The organism is Vibrio sp. V12_P9A6T4, from assembly GCF_963874835.1.
In the GTDB taxonomy this organism is placed as follows: domain Bacteria; phylum Pseudomonadota; class Gammaproteobacteria; order Enterobacterales; family Vibrionaceae; genus Vibrio; species Vibrio anguillarum.
Genome location: NZ_CAWNJO010000043.1, coordinates 1 through 18,765, shown reverse-complemented (window position 1 = coordinate 18,765; position 18,765 = coordinate 1). Strand labels below are relative to the sequence as shown.

Genomic DNA, 18,765 nt, shown 5'->3' with positions numbered 1-18,765 from the left:
ACAAACAACCATGTCTATTTTACAAATTGGCGCGGGAGGCGTTGGCTGGGTTGTCGCACATAAGGCGGCCCAAAACAACGACATACTCGGTGATATTGTTCTTGCTTCTCGTACTCTTGAAAAGTGCGAGAAGATCATTGAATCGATCAAAGGAAAAAATAACCTTAAAGATCCAACTAAAAAACTTGAGGCACGCACCGTCAAGGCGGATGACGTAGCCTCGTTAGTTGCATTAATTAAAGAAGTCCAGCCTGATCTTGTGATCAACGCTGGCCCTCCTTGGGTAAACGTGCCAATCATGGAAGCATGTTATCAAGCCAAGGTTTCCTATCTAGATACATCGGTTGCTGTTGACCTTTGCTCTGAAGGTCAACAAGTGCCTGAAGCGTATGATCCTCAATGGGCATTTCGTGAAAAATTTAAGCAAGCAGGCATTACCGCTATTCTCGGTGCTGGTTTTGATCCGGGCGTGGTTAGTGTGTTTGCCGCGTATGCAGTGAAACACCTCTTTGACGAAATCGACAGTATTGATGTGATGGACATTAATGCAGGCGATCACGGCAAAAAATTTGCGACTAACTTTGATCCAGAAACCAATATGTTAGAGATTCAAGGTGACTCTTTCTATTGGGAAGAAGGGCAATGGCAGCGTGTTCCTTGCCATTCACGAATGCTAGAATTTGATTTTCCTCAGTGCGGCCAGCACAAGGTGTACTCCATGTCGCACGATGAAGTACGTTCGATGAAAGAGTTTATTCCGGCCAAACGAATTGAATTTTGGATGGGTTTTGGCGATCGTTATCTCAACTATTTCAATTGCATGCGTGATATTGGTTTATTGAGCCCAAACCCATTGACGCTGCAAGATGGTACTGTGGTTCAACCACTTCAAGTGCTTAAAGCGATGTTGCCAGACCCAACCTCTTTGGCCCCTGGTTACAAAGGCCTGACTTGCATTGGTACTTGGGTGCAAGGTTGGAAGGACGGTAAACAGCGCAGTGTCTTTATCTACAATAATGCAGACCATGAAGTGGCATACCATGATGTAGAGCACCAAGCCATCGCTTACACCACGGGCGTTCCTGCCATTACTGCGGCATTGCAGTATTTCCAAGGGCATTGGGCACAAGCGGGCGTGTTTAACTTAGAACAGCTTGACCCTGATCTGTTTTTAGAAACGATGCCGAAATTAGGTTTGGATTGGCATGTTCAAGAGCTCGATATCGGGCAACCAGAGATTAAAATTCTAAAATAAGAGTTTTCGATAGTTAAGCCGATGCAGATGTGTCGGCTTTCTTCAATTTGAGAGTGATAAATAGATGCAAAAAAGCGAACTCCAAACGCCCTATTTTATGATTGATGAATCACAGTTGATCGCGAACCTAGAAATCGCGAAGCAGCTCAAAGAGATGTCGGGCGTCAAACTCGTCTTGGCTTTAAAATGCTTCTCTACTTGGGGAGTATTTGACATCATCAAACCTTACTTAGATGGCACAACCAGCAGTGGCCCATTTGAAGTAAAATTAGGTTACGAAACGTTTGGTGGTGAAACACACGCCTATAGCGTTGGCTACAGTGAAGCTGATGTTAAAGAAGTGGCCGATATTTGCGACAAAATGATTTTTAATTCGCAATCCCAGTTGGCCGCTTACCGTCATTTAGTTGAAGGCAAGGCGTCATTGGGTTTACGTTTAAACCCCGGCGTGAGTTACGCTGGGCAAGATCTTGCCAATCCCGCACGTCAGTTTTCTCGTTTAGGTGTTCAAACAGACCATATTGATAACTCAGTGTTCGATACTATCAATGGCGTGATGTTCCATATGAACTGTGAGAACAAAGATGCTGATGCGTTCATTGCATTATTAGATTCGATCTCTGAGCGTTTTGGCCAATATCTGGATAAGTTAGATTGGGTCAGCCTAGGCGGTGGTGTGTTCTTCACTTGGCCTGGTTATCCGCTAGAAAAATTAGCATTAGCGCTTAAGGCCTTTTCAGAAAAGCATCAGGTTCAGCTTTATCTTGAACCGGGTGAGGCGATCATCACGAAAACGGCTGATTTAGTGGTGACTGTTGTCGATATCGTTGAAAATGGCATGAAAACAGCGATTGTTGATTCGGCAACTGAAGCGCATCGTTTAGACACACTGATTTACAAAGAGCCTGCGGCTATCTTAGAAGCGAGTGCGAACGGTAAACATGAGTATGTCATTGGCTCGTGTTCTTGTTTAGCGGGTGATCAATTTTGTGTGGCTTCATTTGAACAGCCATTATCGATTGGTCAGCGGTTGCATATCATGGATAGCGCGGGCTATACCATGGTGAAATTGAATTGGTTTAATGGCCTTAAAATGCCTTCCGTGTATTGTCAACGCAGTACAGGAGAGCTTCAGAAACTGAATGAATTTGGCTATGAAGACTTTAAACGTTCATTATCTCAATGGTCGGTAAACTGATGACAATAGGCCTCACCATACAGTGGGTGAGGCCTATTTTTGTAAAATCACACCTTAGAGTTTGAAGCTTTTCATTCTTTCGTCTAATTGGCGTGAAAGAGCGGCCAAGGTTTCACTCTCTTCTGCCAAATAGTTTGCCGATTGTGACATCTCCAATGCTGAATCGTTAATGCCACTGACGTTACGGTTCATTTCTTCGGCCACTGCACTTTGTTCTTCTGCCGCAGTGGCGATTTGAATTGCTTTATCACTCACATGCTGAATATGACTGACGATCAAGGAAAGATCGCTGCCTGCATTTTCTGCCCGCTCCACACTGTTATAAGCGAGATCTTGGCTTTTTTGCATCGCGTTTGATGTACTAACGGCCAGTTGCTGTAAGCGGTTAATGGTGGTTTGGATTTGGTCAGTGGAATGATGAGTACGGCTAGCCAAATTTCTGACCTCGTCGGCGACCACTGCGAATCCTCGACCTTGTTCTCCAGCACGTGCGGCTTCAATCGCTGCATTTAGCGCAAGTAAATTAGTTTGTTCAGAAATGCCGCTGATCACTGTGGTAACTTCACTGATTTGCATCACGCCTTCTTTGAGTTTGTGCACTTGCTCAGTGGCCACTTCCAGCTCTTTTGAGAGCGCTTTAATGCTGTCCACACTGGAATGTACGTCTTTATCGCCTAAGCCGGCTTCTTTGCTGGCATCCAATGTGTCTCTTGCTGTCTCTTCTGCATGGCCTGCAACATCGGCAACAGTCGCACTCATTTCATTCATCGCGGTTGCGAGCTGGCTTAATTGGTCACGTTGGCTGGTCACCGCTTGGCTAGTTTCTTCCGCAGAAGAAGCGATGCGAATGGCGGCCTCTGCAAGCAGGTTTGCTGAGGTGACCGACTCGGTTAATGCTAAACGCACTGCGCTTACGCTGTCATTGATACGACATGCCACAATGCCAATCTCATCTTCTCCCATTACTGGGACTTGTGCGGTTAAATCGCCGCTTGCCACTTTTTTCATGACTTCTTTAATTGACTCTAACGGCATAATGATGGCTCGGCTGATGACCACCCCAAGCGTTGCCATCACAAACACAACTGCCAATGTCGCTCCTCCCATCTTGAGGATCTGTTTGTTGATCGCCTCTTCAATGTCATTGATGAGCATGCCTGAGCCGATAATCCAATGCCACGGCGCAAACCCGTGGACTGCCGATAATTTCTCTGCGGGTGTTCCACTGTTAGTCTGCCAAGGATATGTCAACGTGCCTTGTTGACCATTTTTGCCAAGTTCAACCATAGTGAACCAAAACTCGCCTTGCGTATCTTTTCCTGGGCTTCCCATCTGTTTGCCAACCAAATCAGTGCGAATCGGATGGGCAATGGTGTAACGAGACTCATCGATAGCAAAAAGATAGTTGTTGCTGTCAAAACGTGTGTTGTTGATGAGTATCTTCGCTTGTGATTTAGCTTCGTCTTCGGGGAGTGTTTTCTGAAGGTGTGAGATTTGTGAGAGGAGAGTATCGATAACTGCGTTCAACCTCGCTTCACGCTCTACGACTAAGTTACTTCTCAGCGCGCTAGTTGCAATGAACAGTAAGCTCAATAAGCCAACAATTGCAACCGCGATAATAGCGGTCAGCTTGTAGCTGACCTTAATATTTTCAAGCTTCAACATGACGTTACCACCATTAAAACAACCCAACCTTATTGCTGGGCATATTGGTTTACCTGTTGTACTTGAGGTTACCGTGATGTTGGTTACGTTTGATTGCCAGAGTCACAAGGTTTGTTAATACTCATTAGTAATCATCCGTTTATCCATCTGACGGCGTCTTCAAGTTATTCGGCATCTAGGATTTGCAGGCTTAGATTAATTATGGTTACCCGCTCTCTAATATTGGAATATGGTCGTCATTTCGCGAATGCAATTAGTTGATTTTGTTAACTGAATCACAACTTTAATCTTACTTAATAGATAGTGAGGTCGATAAAAAAGGAAGCATCAGCTTCCTTTTTTCGGGGGCGTAAGCGAGATTACACTTCTAATATCACGCGCGTATCTTCACTGAGCGCTTCAAGCTCATCGGCTACGTCTTCAATTTGTATCGCAGCTGGGAGCTTGATGGCTAGGTTGGCGGTAAATAAACTTGAGCTGACACCACCGCCACCCGCAATAAAAACGCGTTGGCAATCCATATCTAAAATATTGATACCTTGATTATCAAGAAGGTGGGTGATTTCGTTGACGATGCCTGCACGGTCGTTTGCATCAATCCGCAGTTGGTAAATCGTTTCTTTTTCGTGTTGATGTACGTCAGAATCAACAATCTGCACCAGAAGATCGGGTTGTTCTCTAAATGCTTGTTGAACGATAACGGCATTTGAGGTCGGTAACTCTATTTTAATGACGGCAGCTACTTGGTTTTCAATAAAGTTCACTTTACTTATTAACCATTTTCCACCATTTTCATGAGTGATCGCGGCAAGATGCTTAATTGTGGCTGGTGTTGCACTGCCGACGAAATTGACGATAAAAGTACTGTTCATAATAGGCCTCCCATAGCAAGCTAACGAAAGATAAATCGTTGATCTTGAATTCCTTTCACTTCAGTGTAGAGGCCTATCTTAGATAAGACTTGATGAGAGTCAATTTTTTACATTTACGCAGTCTCTTGCTTGTCAGTATTCATACTTGGGCCACAAAAATAGCCTTGGCTTTAGGCATTGGCCTTGTGTTTAGCCCTGTTTTTTAGAAACTGACTTTGAGATTAAGGCCATAAAATTGCGAATCATAGCTAGCGCCTGAGTCCAAAGCAAACTTTGCGGCATCTTGGTTACCAAACCAAGGTGTGCCATTAAATTCTACTTCGGCATTGCCTCCCCAAGCATTTGATACCCAGCCATGGATATGTCCAACAGGGTTGAGGAAGAAAAGTGTGACATCACCCAGAGTCGATGAACCCAACACTTCACCACCTGTGGTAACAATATCTTGTTCCGCTTCAAACATCAGCTCACCGACAACCGCACCGAAAAAGGGCGTAATAAACAAGTCTTGCCATGACGGTATCTCGGCAAACGATTCTACGCCATATTCCCAAAAGAAAGTCGACATAACACCGGAGTAAAGAAAAGATTCAAACTCATTAAATCCAGCATGTCTTGCGGCTGTGTAGTAAACGCCGCCAAAGTAGGGGTGCATAATGTAGTTGAGATAATGCTCATCTCTATCCCAAGTGGGGCCGGATGATACGTTATCTTTCCATTTGCTGCCTATGCCGCTTATGCTGCGATCCTCTTCATCCCATTTGGTAATGGATGCAGGCAAAAATGTCATTAAACCAACGGTTGCTACGCTTAATCCTAAGATGGTATAGGTTTGGCCTTTGAGATAGTCCCAGTCTTTTGTATCTTGCACGGTAAGATATTTAGGCAGCGCGGGCTCTTCAAGGTTTAGCGGTTGCGACTCTGCTAAGCTTGCTAAAAATGGAGAGTTCGATTGGTAAATATTCGGATCGTCATTAAAACAAGAAATTTGATTGCAGTCGACCGTATAGGAAAACTCAATGTGTTGGTTGAAATCGTATGCAGTGGCACTAGCACAAGCCGAAAACGATAACATCAATGGTATGATGCTTTTCTTTGACACGGAGGGCTCCAAAGTTTTGTTTTTAATGATCAGAATCACAATTATCTATTAAAGCGGCGGTGATGAAAACAGCAAATTATGTAAATAAGGAAACTTATGAGAAAAATAGCATTCAAAGCGTTATATATTGCACTTTATTCTCTGCCGTATTGATTGATAGCACACCTGTAAGCGTACATAAAAGGACACCATGATATGTTGAAAATAGCAATGTTAAGCACGGGTGAGGAAGTGCTCCATGGCGATATTGTCGATACCAATGCTGCTTGGTTATCCAGTGAGTTCTTCCAGCAGGGTTTTTCGTTAGTAAAACGATCAACGGTAGGCGATAGCCAGCAAGCCTTGGTTGAAGAGTTACTGATGCTCAGTTTCAATAATGATGTATTGATCGTGAATGGTGGGCTCGGCCCAACGTCTGATGATTTAAGTGCGGCGGCGGCGGCTCAAGCGGCGGACCAAAAGTTGGTGTTGTCTGTGCTGTGGAAGCAAAAACTGGACGAATTTTTTGCGCAGCGTGGTGTTGTGATGCCAGAAAGTAACCTCAAACAAGCGATGTTACCGGAGTGCTCTGACATCATTGATAACCCAATAGGGACGGCTTGCGGCTTTAAAGTTCAGATTAATGATTGTGTTTGTTATTTCACCCCCGGAGTACCCAAAGAGTTTAAGTTGATGGTCTCTGAACAGATTTTACCTGACTTGCTAGCGACATACCCACAACAAACGGGATTAGAGTGCAGCCGTTTATTCACTCTGGGTTCATCGGAATCGGCCATTTCAGATAAGTTGGATAAATTAGTCTTACCGGAAGGGTATATGCTGGGGTATCGTTCTTATCTGCCTTTTATTGAGGTGAAATTGTTTGGTCCGAAAAGTGATTTAGAACGCCGAGTAAAACTACTACAGATCATCTACCAGCATTTGGAACAACATGTTGTGAGTGTCGATGAACCTATGCTCACGCATATCGGTCATTTAATGCAAGACAAAGGATTATCGATCTCTATTGCAGAACAAGCGACCAAAGGTTGGCTTGCCAGTTGGTTGTTAAGTAACGAGCAAGTGGAAGCGTTGAGCGGTCACTGCTGGATTTTGAGCCGCAACGTTGAATCGGGCTTAGGCGATCAAGATCCACTCGCGGCGTCATTAGCGCTTGCTGGCGCAACGAAGGAAAAGTGTTCTACTTCGTTATCGCTCGTGACTGGTGTATTAAATGATGATCAATTTAGCCTAGCTTTATCGGCTCCGCAGGGAGAGTGGGGACAGATCCTCAAATTCAAGCGTCGTTACAGCGCCGATGAGCAGAGGGAGTTAATGGGGACCATCGCGGCTGATATGTTACGCCGCTATTTATCGAATAAGCCTATTTTTGCTCAGTATGGGGCATTGATCTCCGTCAAAGAGATGTTTTTACCTGCGAGCGTTATTGACTAATTAACTCAATGTGTTAGCGTGTTTTTAAATCTAAGTTATTGATAATGAGGCTCTTTATGTTTAAATTGTATCGGGTGGTAACTGCATGATTTTTTGGCTTATTCCGTAGGTTCGGTGAGGTGCTTAGCTTATGATTATTTCGTCTAAAGACTAAGCTCATGATTTCACGCATCAGATAAAATTGTTTCAAAATTGGGTCTTTTTTACACATCTTTTCTCTGTACACTGTCAGTCCGCTCGATGAAATTCAGCAGGAGGCTGACATGTTTAACCAATCGAAAATTTTAGTTTGGTATAAAGTTGCAAGTCAAAAAGTGATCTTAGGTGAGGCATTGAGTAATGAAATGAGTGATGTTGTTTCTTTATGGCTCAACGCTCCATCAGACTTAGATACGCCTAGCTATCAAGGATATAGACTTTCATTGTTTGATGGGGATGGCAGAGAAATCGCTAACAAATCCGTATCAATGGGTACGGCTGATGGCATTCTTCTAGGAATGTATAAAGCCAGAGCATAGCTCTGGCTTTATCTTTTTAACGCGCCAATGTGTGATGCGTTAACAGTGCACTATTGGCAGATCGAGATTAGGCTCGCCTTGCTTTGGGTCGATAATTAACACCAGCAAGTTCCACATGGCTTTTGGCTTTACAAATACAGGGCAATATTTCGTTGCGCTCTGTGTAAGCCATCGCAAAACCAACGTATTCCACTTCGCCTTTAACGAGCGTGCAGCGACAGGCACCACAGTGACCATCGCGACAGTTGTACTCTGGCTCTAGCCCCGCACTCTCCATACTTTCCAATAAAGTATTGGAAGAGTTTGATTCTATGGTTGTAACTTTGTTGATTTTAATGGTCGCCATTACAGCTCAAAGTCCTCGAAGTCATTGGCACGAACTTCATTGTCAATTTGGCCTACAAGGTAGGAGCTGATTTCTGCTTCTTGAGGTGCAACTTGTACGTTGTCTGAAGACAACCACGCATTAATCCAAGGAATTGGGTTTGATGTTGCGCCGGGGTAGGCGATATCTAAACCAACCGCTTGCATACGAACGTTGGTGATGTATTCAACGTATTGGCACAGAATGTCTTTGTTTAAACCAATCATCGAACCATCTTTAAACAGATATTCAGCCCACTCTTTTTCTTGTTCAGCAGCCGCTTTGAACAAATCAAAACACTCTTGCTTGCACTCTTCAGCGATTTGTAAGAAGGCGAAATCGTCTTGTCCATTACGCAGCAAGTTGATCATATGCTGTGTACCAGTCAGGTGCAAAGCTTCATCACGTGCAATCAACTTGATGATTTTGGCGTTACCTTCCATCAATTCGCGCTCTGCAAAGGCAAATGAGCAGGCGAAGCTGACATAGAAACGAATCGCTTCCAACGCATTGACTGACATCAAGCAAAGATAAAGTTTGCGTTTCAGGTCACCCAAGCTAATTTTGACGCTCTCACCATTAATCTGATGTGTTCCTTCACCAAAACGGTGATAGTCATTAGACAGTTGGATCAGATCATCGTAATAGTGTGCAATGTCTTTTGCGCGTTTCAATATATGTTCATTTTCGACGATGTCATCAAACACAATACCAGGATCATTCACAATATTACGAATAATATGAGTGTATGAACGTGAGTGGATTGTTTCTGAAAATGACCAGGTTTCAATCCATGTTTCCACTTCAGGAAGCGAAACCAGCGGTAGCAGTGCCACGTTAGGGCTGCGACCTTGGATTGAATCCAATAGCGTTTGATATTTCAAGTTCGAGATAAAAATGTGCTTTTCATGATCTGGAAGCTTGTTGTAATCAATGCGATCACTCGATACGTCGACTTCTTCTGGACGCCAGAAGAACGAGAGCTGTTTTTCTATCAGTTTTTCAAAAATTTCAAACTTTTGCTGGTCGTAACGAGCCACGTTAACCGATTGGCCAAGAAACATCGGTTCTTTGAGTTGATCATTCTTTTTTTGAGAAAAAGTACTGTAAGCCATAAATGCCTCAATCCCTTTTAAGCTCCCCTGCGTGGGGAGCATTATTGAATACGTTGAGTGAAATAGAGTTAGATCTTACAACCGCCGCCCGCACAATCATCATCTTGTGCCTGTACTGCGTCTTTTTGATCATCCTTCGCGCCATCACGAGTGTTGTGATAGTACAAGGTTTTCACACCAAATTTATATGCCGTCAGCAGATCTTGCAGCAACTGTTTCATTGGTACTTTGCCACTTTCATACGCGCTGGGGTCGTAGTTGGTATTAGCGGAAATCGCTTGGTCAACAAATTTCTGCATGATGCCGACTAGGTGCAGATAGCCGTTGTTAGAACCAATATTCCACAATAACTCATAGTTCTCTTTCAAATTAATGAAATCCGGCACGACTTGTTTCAAGATGCCATCTTTTGAGGCTTTTACTGAAACATAACCGCGAGGAGGCTCAATACCGTTGGTGGCATTGGAAATTTGCGAAGAGGTTTCTGAAGGCATTAACGCTGTTAACGTTGAGTTACGTAAGCCAAATTCCATGATCTCTGCGCGCAGCGCATCCCAATCATAATGCAAAGGTTCTGCGCAAATTTGGTCGACATCTTTTTTATAGGTGTCGATAGGCAGCAAGCCTTTGGCATAATTTGTTTCATGGAATAGAGGGCATCGGCCTTGTTCTTTGGCTAACGCGACTGAAGCCTTCAACAGGTAATATTGCATCGCTTCAAAAGTGCGGTGTGTCAAACCATTTGCACTACCGTCCGAATATTTCACGCCATTTTTCGCCAGATAGTAAGCGTAGTTAATCACGCCTACACCCAATGTACGGCGATTCATGGTTGACTTATAAGCGGCAGGCAGTGGGTAATCTTGATAATCCAACAGTGCGTCTAGCGCACGAACCACAAGATCAGACAACTCTTCGAAATCATCCAGAGATTGAATTGAACCTAAGTTGAATGCCGAAAGCGTACATAGCGCAATCTCACCTTCATTATCTTCAACATTAGACAGCGGTTTCGTCGGTAGTGCGATCTCCAAACAGAGATTGGATTGGCGAACAGGCGCTACAGACGCATCAAACGGGCTGTGCGTATTGCAGTGGTCAACGTTCTGGATGTAGATACGGCCAGTGGAGGCACGTTCTTGCATCAATAGGGAGAACAGTTCTACCGCTTTCACCGTCTCTTTTTTAATCGAAGTGTCATTCTCATATTGAACATACAAACGTTCGAATTCGTCTTGGTTTTCGAAGAATGCGTCATACAATCCAGGCACATCAGAAGGGGAGAATAGGGTGATATTACCGCCTTGAACTAAGCGAGAATACATCAACTTATTGAGCTGAACACCATAGTCCATATGACGAACACGGTTCTCTTCAACGCCGCGGTTATTTTTCAATACCAGTAGCGACTGCACTTCACCGTGCCACAAAGGGTAGAAGACAGTGGCTGCGCCACCACGTACACCACCTTGAGAACAGCATTTCACTGCGGTTTGGAAATATTTATAAAAAGGAATACAACCCGTGTGGAATGCTTCACCACCGCGAATTTCCGAGCCTAATGCACGAATGCGGCCCGCGTTAATACCAATACCCGCACGCTGTGATACATAACGTACGATAGAGCTTGCTGTGGCATTGATTGAATCTAAGCTGTCACCACATTCAATCAACACACATGAGCTAAATTGACGGGTAGGCGTGCGCACGCCCGACATGATTGGCGTTGGCAGCGAGATTTTGAACATTGATGTTGCGTCGTAAAAACGCTTAATGTAATCGAGACGGTTTTCTTTTGGATATTTCGCGAATAAGCAAGCGGCGACCAAAATGTAGAGGAACTGGGCACTCTCATAAATTTGTTTCGTCACACGGTTTTGCACGAAGTACTTACCTTCAAGCTGTTTTACCGCGGCGTAAGAAAAATTAAGGTCACGTGCGTGGTCGATATAAGTGTCGAGTTCTTCAAATTCTGCGCGAGTATAATCTTCGATAAGGTGCTTATCGTATTTGCCCATTTCAACCAAATGAGAGACATGGTTGTACAAAGTGGGTGGCTCGTATTGTCCGTAGGCTTTTTTACGCAAATGGAACACCGAAAGACGAGCCGCTAGATATTGGTAATCTGGCGTCTCTTCTGAAATCAAATCGGCAGCGGATTTGATGATAGTCTCATGGATGTCAGAGGTCGTAATACCATCGTAAAACTGAATGTGAGCTTTCAGTTCTACTTGTGATACAGAGACATTGTGCAGGTCTTCCGCAGCCCACGCGATTACACGGTGGATTTTCTCAAGATCAATTGTTTCTTTGCGTCCATCACGCTTGGTGACAGTAAGTTTTTGGTTCATTCTGCTTCATTTCCCTAACAAAACTGATTAAGGCCGTATTTTTGTAGAATTGTTGTAAATTTCATCGCGGCTTTGTGATCTGAATTTATCTATATATTGTAGTGCAAACACAACATATAGGGGTTCTTTGCTTTGCGAGTTACAAGATAGTGCTATCTGAAGCTCATTTCAAGTTACAGATCTGGGACAGCTTGTGGATAACTAGCAAAAATAAAAAAAACAGTTAGTACCCACTTACTGATGATCAAAGAGCCGATTTGATTGTAGAAAATTACCGTTTTGAGTTTGGTTTAGATGTAACCACAATCAAAAAAAAACTTCTTGATCTTTGAGGAAAAAAGGGAGCGATTTTCGATGTGGTTAAAATGGAATCTAGAGCACAAAAAACAGCCTAGAAACCGAGAAAAAATGTGCTATTCGGCTTAATTTTTAACGTGAGCAATACGCTATCCATAATGGCATATTAGATGACCACTGACTTTAAAAAAGCTGAGTATGAACGATGTAATTGACATCAACATTGCGCCCTAAACGGTAAGTATCGGTTAACGGGTTATAAAGTAGGCCTGTTATTCCTTGCTCTTGCAGGTTTGTTTTATCAATCATCTTAATCAGTTCCGATGGGCGGATGAATTTTTCATGATCATGTGTGCCTTCTGGAACAATGCGTAGTAACTTCTCTGCGCCCACGATGGCAAACAGGTAAGACTTAAAATTACGATTGAGCGTAGAAAAGAAAACATGACCGCCGGGTTTGACCAACGCAGAGCAGGCTTGAACAACGGACAATGGGTCTGGAACATGCTCAAGCATTTCCATGCAAGTGACAACATCATATGTGTGTGGGTTGCCAGCGGCGTGGTCTTCAATCGTACTTTGAATATAAGTGAGCTTTGTTCCTGTTTCTAAAGCATGTAAACGAGCGACTTCAAGCGGTTCTTTGCCCATGTCTAAGCCAGTCACTTGCGCACCTTCTCGCGCCATGCTTTCGGCTAAAATTCCGCCACCACATCCTACATCGAGCACCTTCTTGCCAAATAGGCCGTTGGCATTGACTAACACATAGTTCAATCTTAACGGGTTAATCTGATGCAGTGGCTTAAATTCACCATCCAGATCCCACCAGCGTGACGCCATCTCTTCAAACTTTTTAATTTCATTAAGATCAACGTTTTGTGCTTTAGTCATGTTAGATTCGCTCTTGCTATCAAAATAGGCATCTTTAGTTGTGTGGGGTATTATAACCAGTTGATTATCACAGGCTACAGGTTATCTTTATTCCATTAATTTTTGGCTAAAATTTGGCCATTAATCAGCCGGGTATGGAATGAATGTGCAATTTCTCGGCACTTGATACACAACAAAGGTCACAACCTGATAAAAGGAAAGGGAAAGGGATGCCGAAGTAGTGAATTATGTGTTATATTTTTCGGCCTTGTACGTATCGAATATACGATCAAAAGATAGAGGGATAATGGCTCTATGAGCGATCTAGCTAGAGAGATCACGCCCGTAAACATTGAAGATGAGCTAAGAGGTTCATACCTAGACTACGCGATGTCCGTTATCGTGGGTCGTGCTCTTCCAGATGTGCGTGATGGCCTAAAACCAGTACACCGTCGCGTTCTATTCGCGATGAATGTGCTTGGTAACGATTGGAATAAACCATATAAAAAATCTGCCCGTGTTGTGGGCGATGTGATTGGTAAATATCACCCGCATGGTGATAGTGCTGTATACGATACGATTGTTCGTATGGCGCAGCCGTTCTCATTGCGTTACATGTTGGTCGATGGCCAAGGTAACTTTGGCTCGATCGATGGTGACTCTGCGGCAGCAATGCGTTACACCGAAGTACGCATGTCAAAAATTGCCCATGAACTGCTTGCCGATCTCGACAAAGAAACGGTCGATTATGTACCGAACTATGACGGTACAGAACAGATCCCTGCGGTTCTTCCTACGAAAATTCCTAACCTACTGGTGAATGGCTCATCCGGTATTGCAGTAGGTATGGCAACCAACATTCCACCCCATAACCTAACGGAAGTGGTTGAGGGTTGCTTGGCCTATATAAATAATGAAGACATCACCATTGATGAGTTGATGGACTACATTCCGGGCCCAGATTTCCCAACAGCAGCATTAATCAGTGGCCGCAAAGGAATTATCGACGCTTATAAAACAGGGCGCGGTAAAGTCTACATGCGCTCTAAAGCGGATATCGAAGTCGAGAAGAATGGTAAAGAGACCATTATCGTCAGAGAAATCCCTTATCAAGTGAACAAAGCACGCTTGATTGAAAAAATTGCTGAGTTGGTTAAAGAGAAAAAAGTCGAAGGCATCAGTGCACTGCGTGATGAGTCTGATAAAGACGGCATGCGTATTGTTATCGAATGTAAACGTGATGCGGTTGGTGAAGTAGTTCTGAACAACCTTTACGCTCAAACACAGTTACAAACGACATTCGGCATCAACATGGTTGCGCTGGATAATGGTCAACCTAAGCTATTCAACTTGAAAGAAATGTTGAAATGCTTTGTTGATCACCGCCGTGAAGTGGTGACGCGTCGTACTATTTTTGAACTGCGTAAAGCTCGTGATCGTGCCCACATTCTAGAAGCACTTGCTCTCGCGTTAGCCAACATTGATGAAATCATCGAATTGATTCGCCGCGCAGCAACGCCAGCAGAAGCAAAAGAAGGCTTGATTGCTCGTGGTTGGGATCTTGGCAACGTAGCGTCAATGCTTGAACGTGCTGGAACCGATGCCGCTCGTCCTGAATGGCTTGAACCAGAATACGGTATCCGTGATGGCAAATATTTCTTAACTGAGCAACAAGCCCAAGCAATTCTTGAACTTCGTCTGCACAGATTGACAGGTTTAGAGCACGAAAAAATTCTTGATGAGTACAAAGCTCTTCTGGAAGAAATCGCTGAACTGATGCATATCCTTGCCAGCACTGAACGTTTGATGGAAGTTATCCGCGAAGAGCTTGAAACTGTTCGTGATGCTTTTGGTGACGCACGACGCACTGAAATTACCGCGGCAACTCACGATATCGACATGGAAGAGCTGATTGCTCGTGAAGATGTGGTCGTTACACTTTCTCATGCAGGTTATGTGAAATACCAGATCCTCAGCGATTACGAAGCACAACGCCGTGGTGGTAAAGGTAAGAGCGCGACGAAGATGAAAGAAGAAGACTACATTGAGCGTCTTCTTGTGGCGAATACTCATGACCATATTCTTTGCTTCTCGACTCGTGGTAAGACATACCGTTTGAAAGTCTATCAATTACCGCTAGCGAGCCGTACAGCGCGTGGTAAACCTATCGTTAACATTCTTCCTCTGGAAGAAGGGGAACGTATTACTGCGATTTTACCAGTCACTGAGTTTAGTGATGATAAGTTTATCTTTATGGCGACCGGTGACGGTACAGTGAAGAAAACATCACTTTCAAGCTTCGCCAACGTGCGTTCTAACGGTTTGATCGCGGTTAACTTGCGTGAAGATGATTCTTTGATTGGTGTGGACATTACCGATGGCAACAGTGAAATTATGCTGTTTTCTAAATTTGGTAAGGTGGTTCGCTTTAAAGAATCAGAAGAAACGCCAGTATTGGATGAAAATGGTCAGCCTGTTCTTGATGAACATGGCCAGCCAGAAATTAAGTTCAAAGGTGTTCGCGCCATGGGACGCACAGCGTCCGGTGTTCGTGGTATGAAGCTAGCAGAAGGCGACCAAGTGGTATCGCTGATTGTTCCTTCAAATGACGGCGACATCTTAACAGTGACACAAAACGGCTATGGTAAACGTACAACCTTAGGGGAATACCCAACTAAAGGTCGTGCAACTCAAGGCGTTGTTTCAATCAAGGTGTCTGAGCGTAATGGTCAAGTTGTCGGCGCAGTGCAAACTGAAGAAGGCGATGAGTTCATGATGATCACCGATGCCGGTACGCTCGTTCGTACTCGCGTCGCGGAAGTGAGCCAAGTGGGACGCAATACTCAAGGTGTGACCTTGATTCGCACCGCTGAAGATGAAAACGTCGTAGGTTTACAACGTATTGAAGAAATTGAAGATGTTGAGTTACCAGAAGGTGAGGAATTGCCAGAAGGTGAAGCGAGCGTTGCAATTTTAGAAGTACAAAGTGACGCAGAAGAGGCTGACTCTGAACCGAGCAGCGATTCTGAAGACGAGTAATCGTTTCACGTATCCACCTTTATTCTAAGGTGATAAAGAATAAAAGCCGGAGCATTGATTGCTTCGGCTTTTTACTTCTAGCGAGCAGCCCATCTAACAAGTGAAGGATTTCCATTCAGCGTTGAAATCGTGGTGGTCTTTTTGAAAAGATCATCTGTGCCACAAATACGGCTGACTCCACATCTCTCATTCAACCTAAAATTGCCTATACTTAGCTATTGAGTTAACGTCATAAAAGTCATTAATTTAATTTAAAACGTTCTAGAAAAGATAACTTTTTAATAAATAAGAAACCATTCATTGGTTAAGATCTGTCCCCATAACATAATGGCGCTACAACTAAAAAGGATATAAAAGATGTTTGCTAATCGGTTTACCTTACAATCGCGATTAATTTTTGCAGTGTTATTACCTTGCGTTGCGTTGATTATTGTTGGAATGGCGAGCTTCAATAGCATGTCGACGATTCAACGACAGGCAGAACAGCTCTATCTCAATACGGCCGCGCCAATGCGTTCAATGGCTGAAGTTGCCTCTCGAATTCCCCGTATGCGGGTTGGTATCGATATGATGTTACTTCAAGAGACGTCGTTAAGAGATAAAAAGGGTGTCCTCACACGCGTGAAAGAGACACGTGACGAAGATATCCCTGAAATGAGGCAGTCTGTCGAGCACGCAGTTCAGTCACAAGTGGATCCAGAACAGCGTAGACAAGTTCAGCAGCTGTTGACTGACTTTGAAAAAATGGTCAGTACTCAACTTAATCCTATGTTGGCGGCATTTGAAAAGGGCGATCTAGATACGGCGCGCAACATATACCGAGATCAATACGCGGTTACCTATGGTGAACTGCGTAAAAAAGCCAATGTGATCCTCGATTCGCTACTAGAGCAGGCCAAACAGCAGAACGTCAATAGCCAAAAGAGTTATGCTCAAGGGCAAAATCACATGTTTATCATTATTGGTATTGGCGTGCTAATTTCGTTTGTCACTTCATTCTTTATTGTTATCGGCCTAAAAACGCGAGTGGCCAGCCTACAAAAATCCATTGCTTTGGCAGCTGAAAACATGGCGCTAGATGCTCGCATTGATTTAGGTGGCCAAGATGAGTTATCGAAAATTAGCGACAGTTTTAACGACTTCATTGAGAAAGTACATGTAGCGATCAAGCAAGTGGCTTCGAGTTCTTATGAATTAGCGAATACGGCTAACCAAGTTTCAGCTCGGGCACTATTAACTAAAAACAACTGCACTTCGCAACGTGATAGAACAGTTCAAGTGGCCACTGCCATTCATGAACTAGGTGCAACGGTAGGCGAAATTGCAAACAACGCAGCTCAAGCTGCCGACGTTGCGAAACAGGCCACTCATCAGGCGGAAAATGGCACCACTGTAGTAGAGAAAGCACAAGTGCAAATTGCAGATTTGATCACTGAATTAGAGCAAGCTGCACAAGTCGTAGGCTCTTTGGCTGGTCAAGTGGTTAACATCAGCTCGATACTTGAGACTATTCGTAGCATTTCCGAGCAAACGAACTTACTTGCATTGAACGCAGCGATTGAGGCGGCGCGAGCGGGAGAGCAAGGTCGAGGCTTTGCGGTCGTTGCCGATGAGGTGCGAAATTTAGCAAGCCGTTCTGCTGCATCAACCGAAGAAATTCAAAGAGTCATTAATAACTTACAGGAAGAATCGAAACGGGCGGTTGGGGCAATGTCCCAAGGCCGAGAGCAGAGTTTGTTGGTGGTTGAACAAGCTGAAAATGCCAATAGCTCGCTAAAACAGATCCGCGTTTATATAGAGAATATTAGTGATCAAAACATTCAAGTGGCGACGGCAACGGAAGAGCAATCAAGTGTGGTCAGTGAAATCAACCGCACCGTTGAAGATATTAATCATCTCACCATGGAAACAACAACAGTAGCTGAGGAACTCACTGTCAGTAGCGAACATTTGAAAAAAGTTTCTAAGCAACTCGATAGCCTAGTGAATAATTTTAAATTGTAATTTTGATACTTTAGGCTTAGATATTAGAAATGTGATAACTATTCCATAACTTAACACGACATAAGACATGTCTATGAAAAATGGTATTATTTTTGAGAATTTTAGTATTTTTATAGGAATCGGTTGTGGACCCTGTGATATCGCAATTAAAGAAGGATTTTTATGCGCAGATTCGCTCTCTCAAAGACGGTCCGACATCTGAATCTCAAACGACCTTAGCACTGCTCACAGAAGAAGAGTTGCAACAACTCGAACAAATGTGGGTTGAACTGGCGGTTTGGAAGCAGTCGCAGAATATCTAACTGCCCACAAATTGATTAGCGCAAATTTTCGTAATAATCCCAAATAAAAAGCCAGCAGAACAGATGCTGGCTTTTTTGTTGTCATCCCTAAACCACCGCCTTGGGCGGTGGTGATTCAACCTTGGGGCTATTGCCCGAAGGAGTGCCCATGCTAGAAGTAAACCTCTTATTCACCACAAGTAAGAGGAAACTAAAAACATGGGCGATTATAGAAGTTCATCACATGTATATTGGCGTTGCAAATACCACATAGTTTGGACACCGAAATACAGATTTAAGATCTTGAAAGGGAATGTAGGTAAAGAGCTTTATCGCTCAATCTATATTTTGTGCAATATGAAAGATTGTGAAGTCTTGGAATTAAATGTTCAGCCGGATC

Annotated in this window: 15 protein-coding genes; 8 read left to right on the top strand and 7 right to left on the bottom strand. The window is 43.7% G+C overall.

Annotated features, from left to right (window positions below; translation table 11 throughout):
- Positions 1-10 precede the first annotated feature (10 nt).
- On the top strand, positions 11-1,255 hold the full coding sequence (locus AACQ42_RS05965; RefSeq protein WP_017044304.1) for a carboxynorspermidine synthase: 1,245 nt from the start codon (positions 11-13) through the stop codon (positions 1,253-1,255).
- Between the two features lie 64 nt (positions 1,256-1,319).
- Positions 1,320-2,453: a carboxynorspermidine decarboxylase gene (nspC, locus tag AACQ42_RS05960; RefSeq protein WP_017044303.1), complete on the top strand. Its 1,134-nt coding sequence runs from the start codon at positions 1,320-1,322 to the stop codon at positions 2,451-2,453.
- Between the two features lie 54 nt (positions 2,454-2,507).
- On the opposite strand, the gene AACQ42_RS05955 is transcribed toward nspC, so the two are convergent.
- From AACQ42_RS05955 to AACQ42_RS05945, 3 genes are all read right to left on the bottom strand, one after another.
- Positions 2,508-4,118, bottom strand: coding sequence for a methyl-accepting chemotaxis protein (locus AACQ42_RS05955; protein ID WP_026027718.1), 1,611 nt, complete (start codon positions 4,116-4,118; stop codon positions 2,508-2,510).
- 359 nt (positions 4,119-4,477) lie between these two features.
- Positions 4,478-4,990: a glycine cleavage system protein R gene (locus tag AACQ42_RS05950; RefSeq protein WP_013857004.1), complete on the bottom strand. Its 513-nt coding sequence runs from the start codon at positions 4,988-4,990 to the stop codon at positions 4,478-4,480.
- Positions 4,991-5,192: 202 nt separating this feature from the next.
- A complete protein-coding gene (locus tag AACQ42_RS05945) occupies positions 5,193-6,131 on the bottom strand; it encodes a DUF3943 domain-containing protein (RefSeq protein ID WP_234826560.1) in 939 nt (312 codons plus the stop codon).
- 156 nt (positions 6,132-6,287) lie between these two features.
- On the opposite strand from AACQ42_RS05945, the gene AACQ42_RS05940 reads away from it, so the two are divergent.
- Positions 6,288-7,526, top strand: a complete 1,239-nt coding sequence (locus AACQ42_RS05940) for a CinA family nicotinamide mononucleotide deamidase-related protein (RefSeq protein ID WP_094165836.1) — start codon at positions 6,288-6,290, stop codon at positions 7,524-7,526.
- 263 nt (positions 7,527-7,789) lie between these two features.
- Positions 7,790-8,044: a hypothetical protein gene (locus AACQ42_RS05935; RefSeq protein ID WP_013857001.1), complete on the top strand. Its 255-nt coding sequence runs from the start codon at positions 7,790-7,792 to the stop codon at positions 8,042-8,044.
- Positions 8,045-8,111: 67 nt separating this feature from the next.
- Here the strand turns inward: AACQ42_RS05935 and yfaE are convergent, their stop codons facing one another.
- The 4 genes from yfaE to ubiG form a co-directional block, all read right to left on the bottom strand.
- Complete coding sequence (gene yfaE, locus AACQ42_RS05930; RefSeq protein ID WP_013857000.1) at positions 8,112-8,390, bottom strand: class I ribonucleotide reductase maintenance protein YfaE; 279 nt, start codon at positions 8,388-8,390, stop codon at positions 8,112-8,114.
- On the bottom strand, positions 8,390-9,523 hold the full coding sequence (nrdB, locus tag AACQ42_RS05925; protein ID WP_010318364.1) for a class Ia ribonucleoside-diphosphate reductase subunit beta: 1,134 nt from the start codon (positions 9,521-9,523) through the stop codon (positions 8,390-8,392). Before nrdB ends, yfaE begins: the two co-directional genes overlap by 1 nt.
- Positions 9,524-9,591: 68 nt before the next feature.
- Positions 9,592-11,874, bottom strand: a complete 2,283-nt coding sequence (nrdA, locus tag AACQ42_RS05920) for a class 1a ribonucleoside-diphosphate reductase subunit alpha (RefSeq protein WP_094165835.1) — start codon at positions 11,872-11,874, stop codon at positions 9,592-9,594.
- A 480-nt stretch (positions 11,875-12,354) separates the two neighbouring features.
- A complete protein-coding gene (gene ubiG, locus AACQ42_RS05915; RefSeq protein ID WP_094165834.1) occupies positions 12,355-13,062 on the bottom strand; it encodes a bifunctional 2-polyprenyl-6-hydroxyphenol methylase/3-demethylubiquinol 3-O-methyltransferase UbiG in 708 nt (235 codons plus the stop codon).
- 294 nt (positions 13,063-13,356) lie between these two features.
- Between ubiG and gyrA the strand changes: the two genes are divergently transcribed.
- The 4 genes from gyrA to tnpA all read left to right on the top strand — a co-directional run.
- On the top strand, positions 13,357-16,080 hold the full coding sequence (gene gyrA, locus AACQ42_RS05910) for a DNA topoisomerase (ATP-hydrolyzing) subunit A (RefSeq protein ID WP_017044297.1): 2,724 nt from the start codon (positions 13,357-13,359) through the stop codon (positions 16,078-16,080).
- 357 nt (positions 16,081-16,437) lie between these two features.
- Positions 16,438-18,084 carry a methyl-accepting chemotaxis protein gene (locus AACQ42_RS05905; protein ID WP_017046166.1) on the top strand — a complete coding sequence of 549 codons (1,647 nt, stop codon included), beginning with the start codon at positions 16,438-16,440 and terminating at the stop codon, positions 18,082-18,084.
- Between the two features lie 125 nt (positions 18,085-18,209).
- The gene (locus AACQ42_RS05900) at positions 18,210-18,386 is read left to right on the top strand and encodes a hypothetical protein (RefSeq protein ID WP_017042466.1); all 177 of its coding nucleotides are present in this window, start codon (positions 18,210-18,212) and stop codon (positions 18,384-18,386) included.
- A 198-nt stretch (positions 18,387-18,584) separates the two neighbouring features.
- Positions 18,585-18,765 (top strand): IS200/IS605 family transposase (gene tnpA / locus AACQ42_RS05895; RefSeq protein WP_141195638.1); only part of this gene is annotated, 181 nt, incomplete at its 3' end.

Coding starts and splice junctions, on each gene's coding strand:
- AACQ42_RS05965 (WP_017044304.1), top strand. CDS start 11: ATGTCTATTTTACAAATTGGCGCGGGAGGCGTTGGCTGGGTTGTCGCA.
- ubiG (WP_094165834.1), bottom strand. CDS start 13,062: ATGACTAAAGCACAAAACGTTGATCTTAATGAAATTAAAAAGTTTGAA.
- nrdA (WP_094165835.1), bottom strand. CDS start 11,874: ATGAACCAAAAACTTACTGTCACCAAGCGTGATGGACGCAAAGAAACA.
- AACQ42_RS05940 (WP_094165836.1), top strand. CDS start 6,288: ATGTTGAAAATAGCAATGTTAAGCACGGGTGAGGAAGTGCTCCATGGC.
- yfaE (WP_013857000.1), bottom strand. CDS start 8,390: ATGGCGACCATTAAAATCAACAAAGTTACAACCATAGAATCAAACTCT.
- AACQ42_RS05955 (WP_026027718.1), bottom strand. CDS start 4,118: ATGTTGAAGCTTGAAAATATTAAGGTCAGCTACAAGCTGACCGCTATT.
- nrdB (WP_010318364.1), bottom strand. CDS start 9,523: ATGGCTTACAGTACTTTTTCTCAAAAAAAGAATGATCAACTCAAAGAA.
- nspC (WP_017044303.1), top strand. CDS start 1,320: ATGCAAAAAAGCGAACTCCAAACGCCCTATTTTATGATTGATGAATCA.
- gyrA (WP_017044297.1), top strand. CDS start 13,357: ATGAGCGATCTAGCTAGAGAGATCACGCCCGTAAACATTGAAGATGAG.
- AACQ42_RS05905 (WP_017046166.1), top strand. CDS start 16,438: ATGTTTGCTAATCGGTTTACCTTACAATCGCGATTAATTTTTGCAGTG.
- AACQ42_RS05950 (WP_013857004.1), bottom strand. CDS start 4,990: ATGAACAGTACTTTTATCGTCAATTTCGTCGGCAGTGCAACACCAGCC.
- AACQ42_RS05935 (WP_013857001.1), top strand. CDS start 7,790: ATGTTTAACCAATCGAAAATTTTAGTTTGGTATAAAGTTGCAAGTCAA.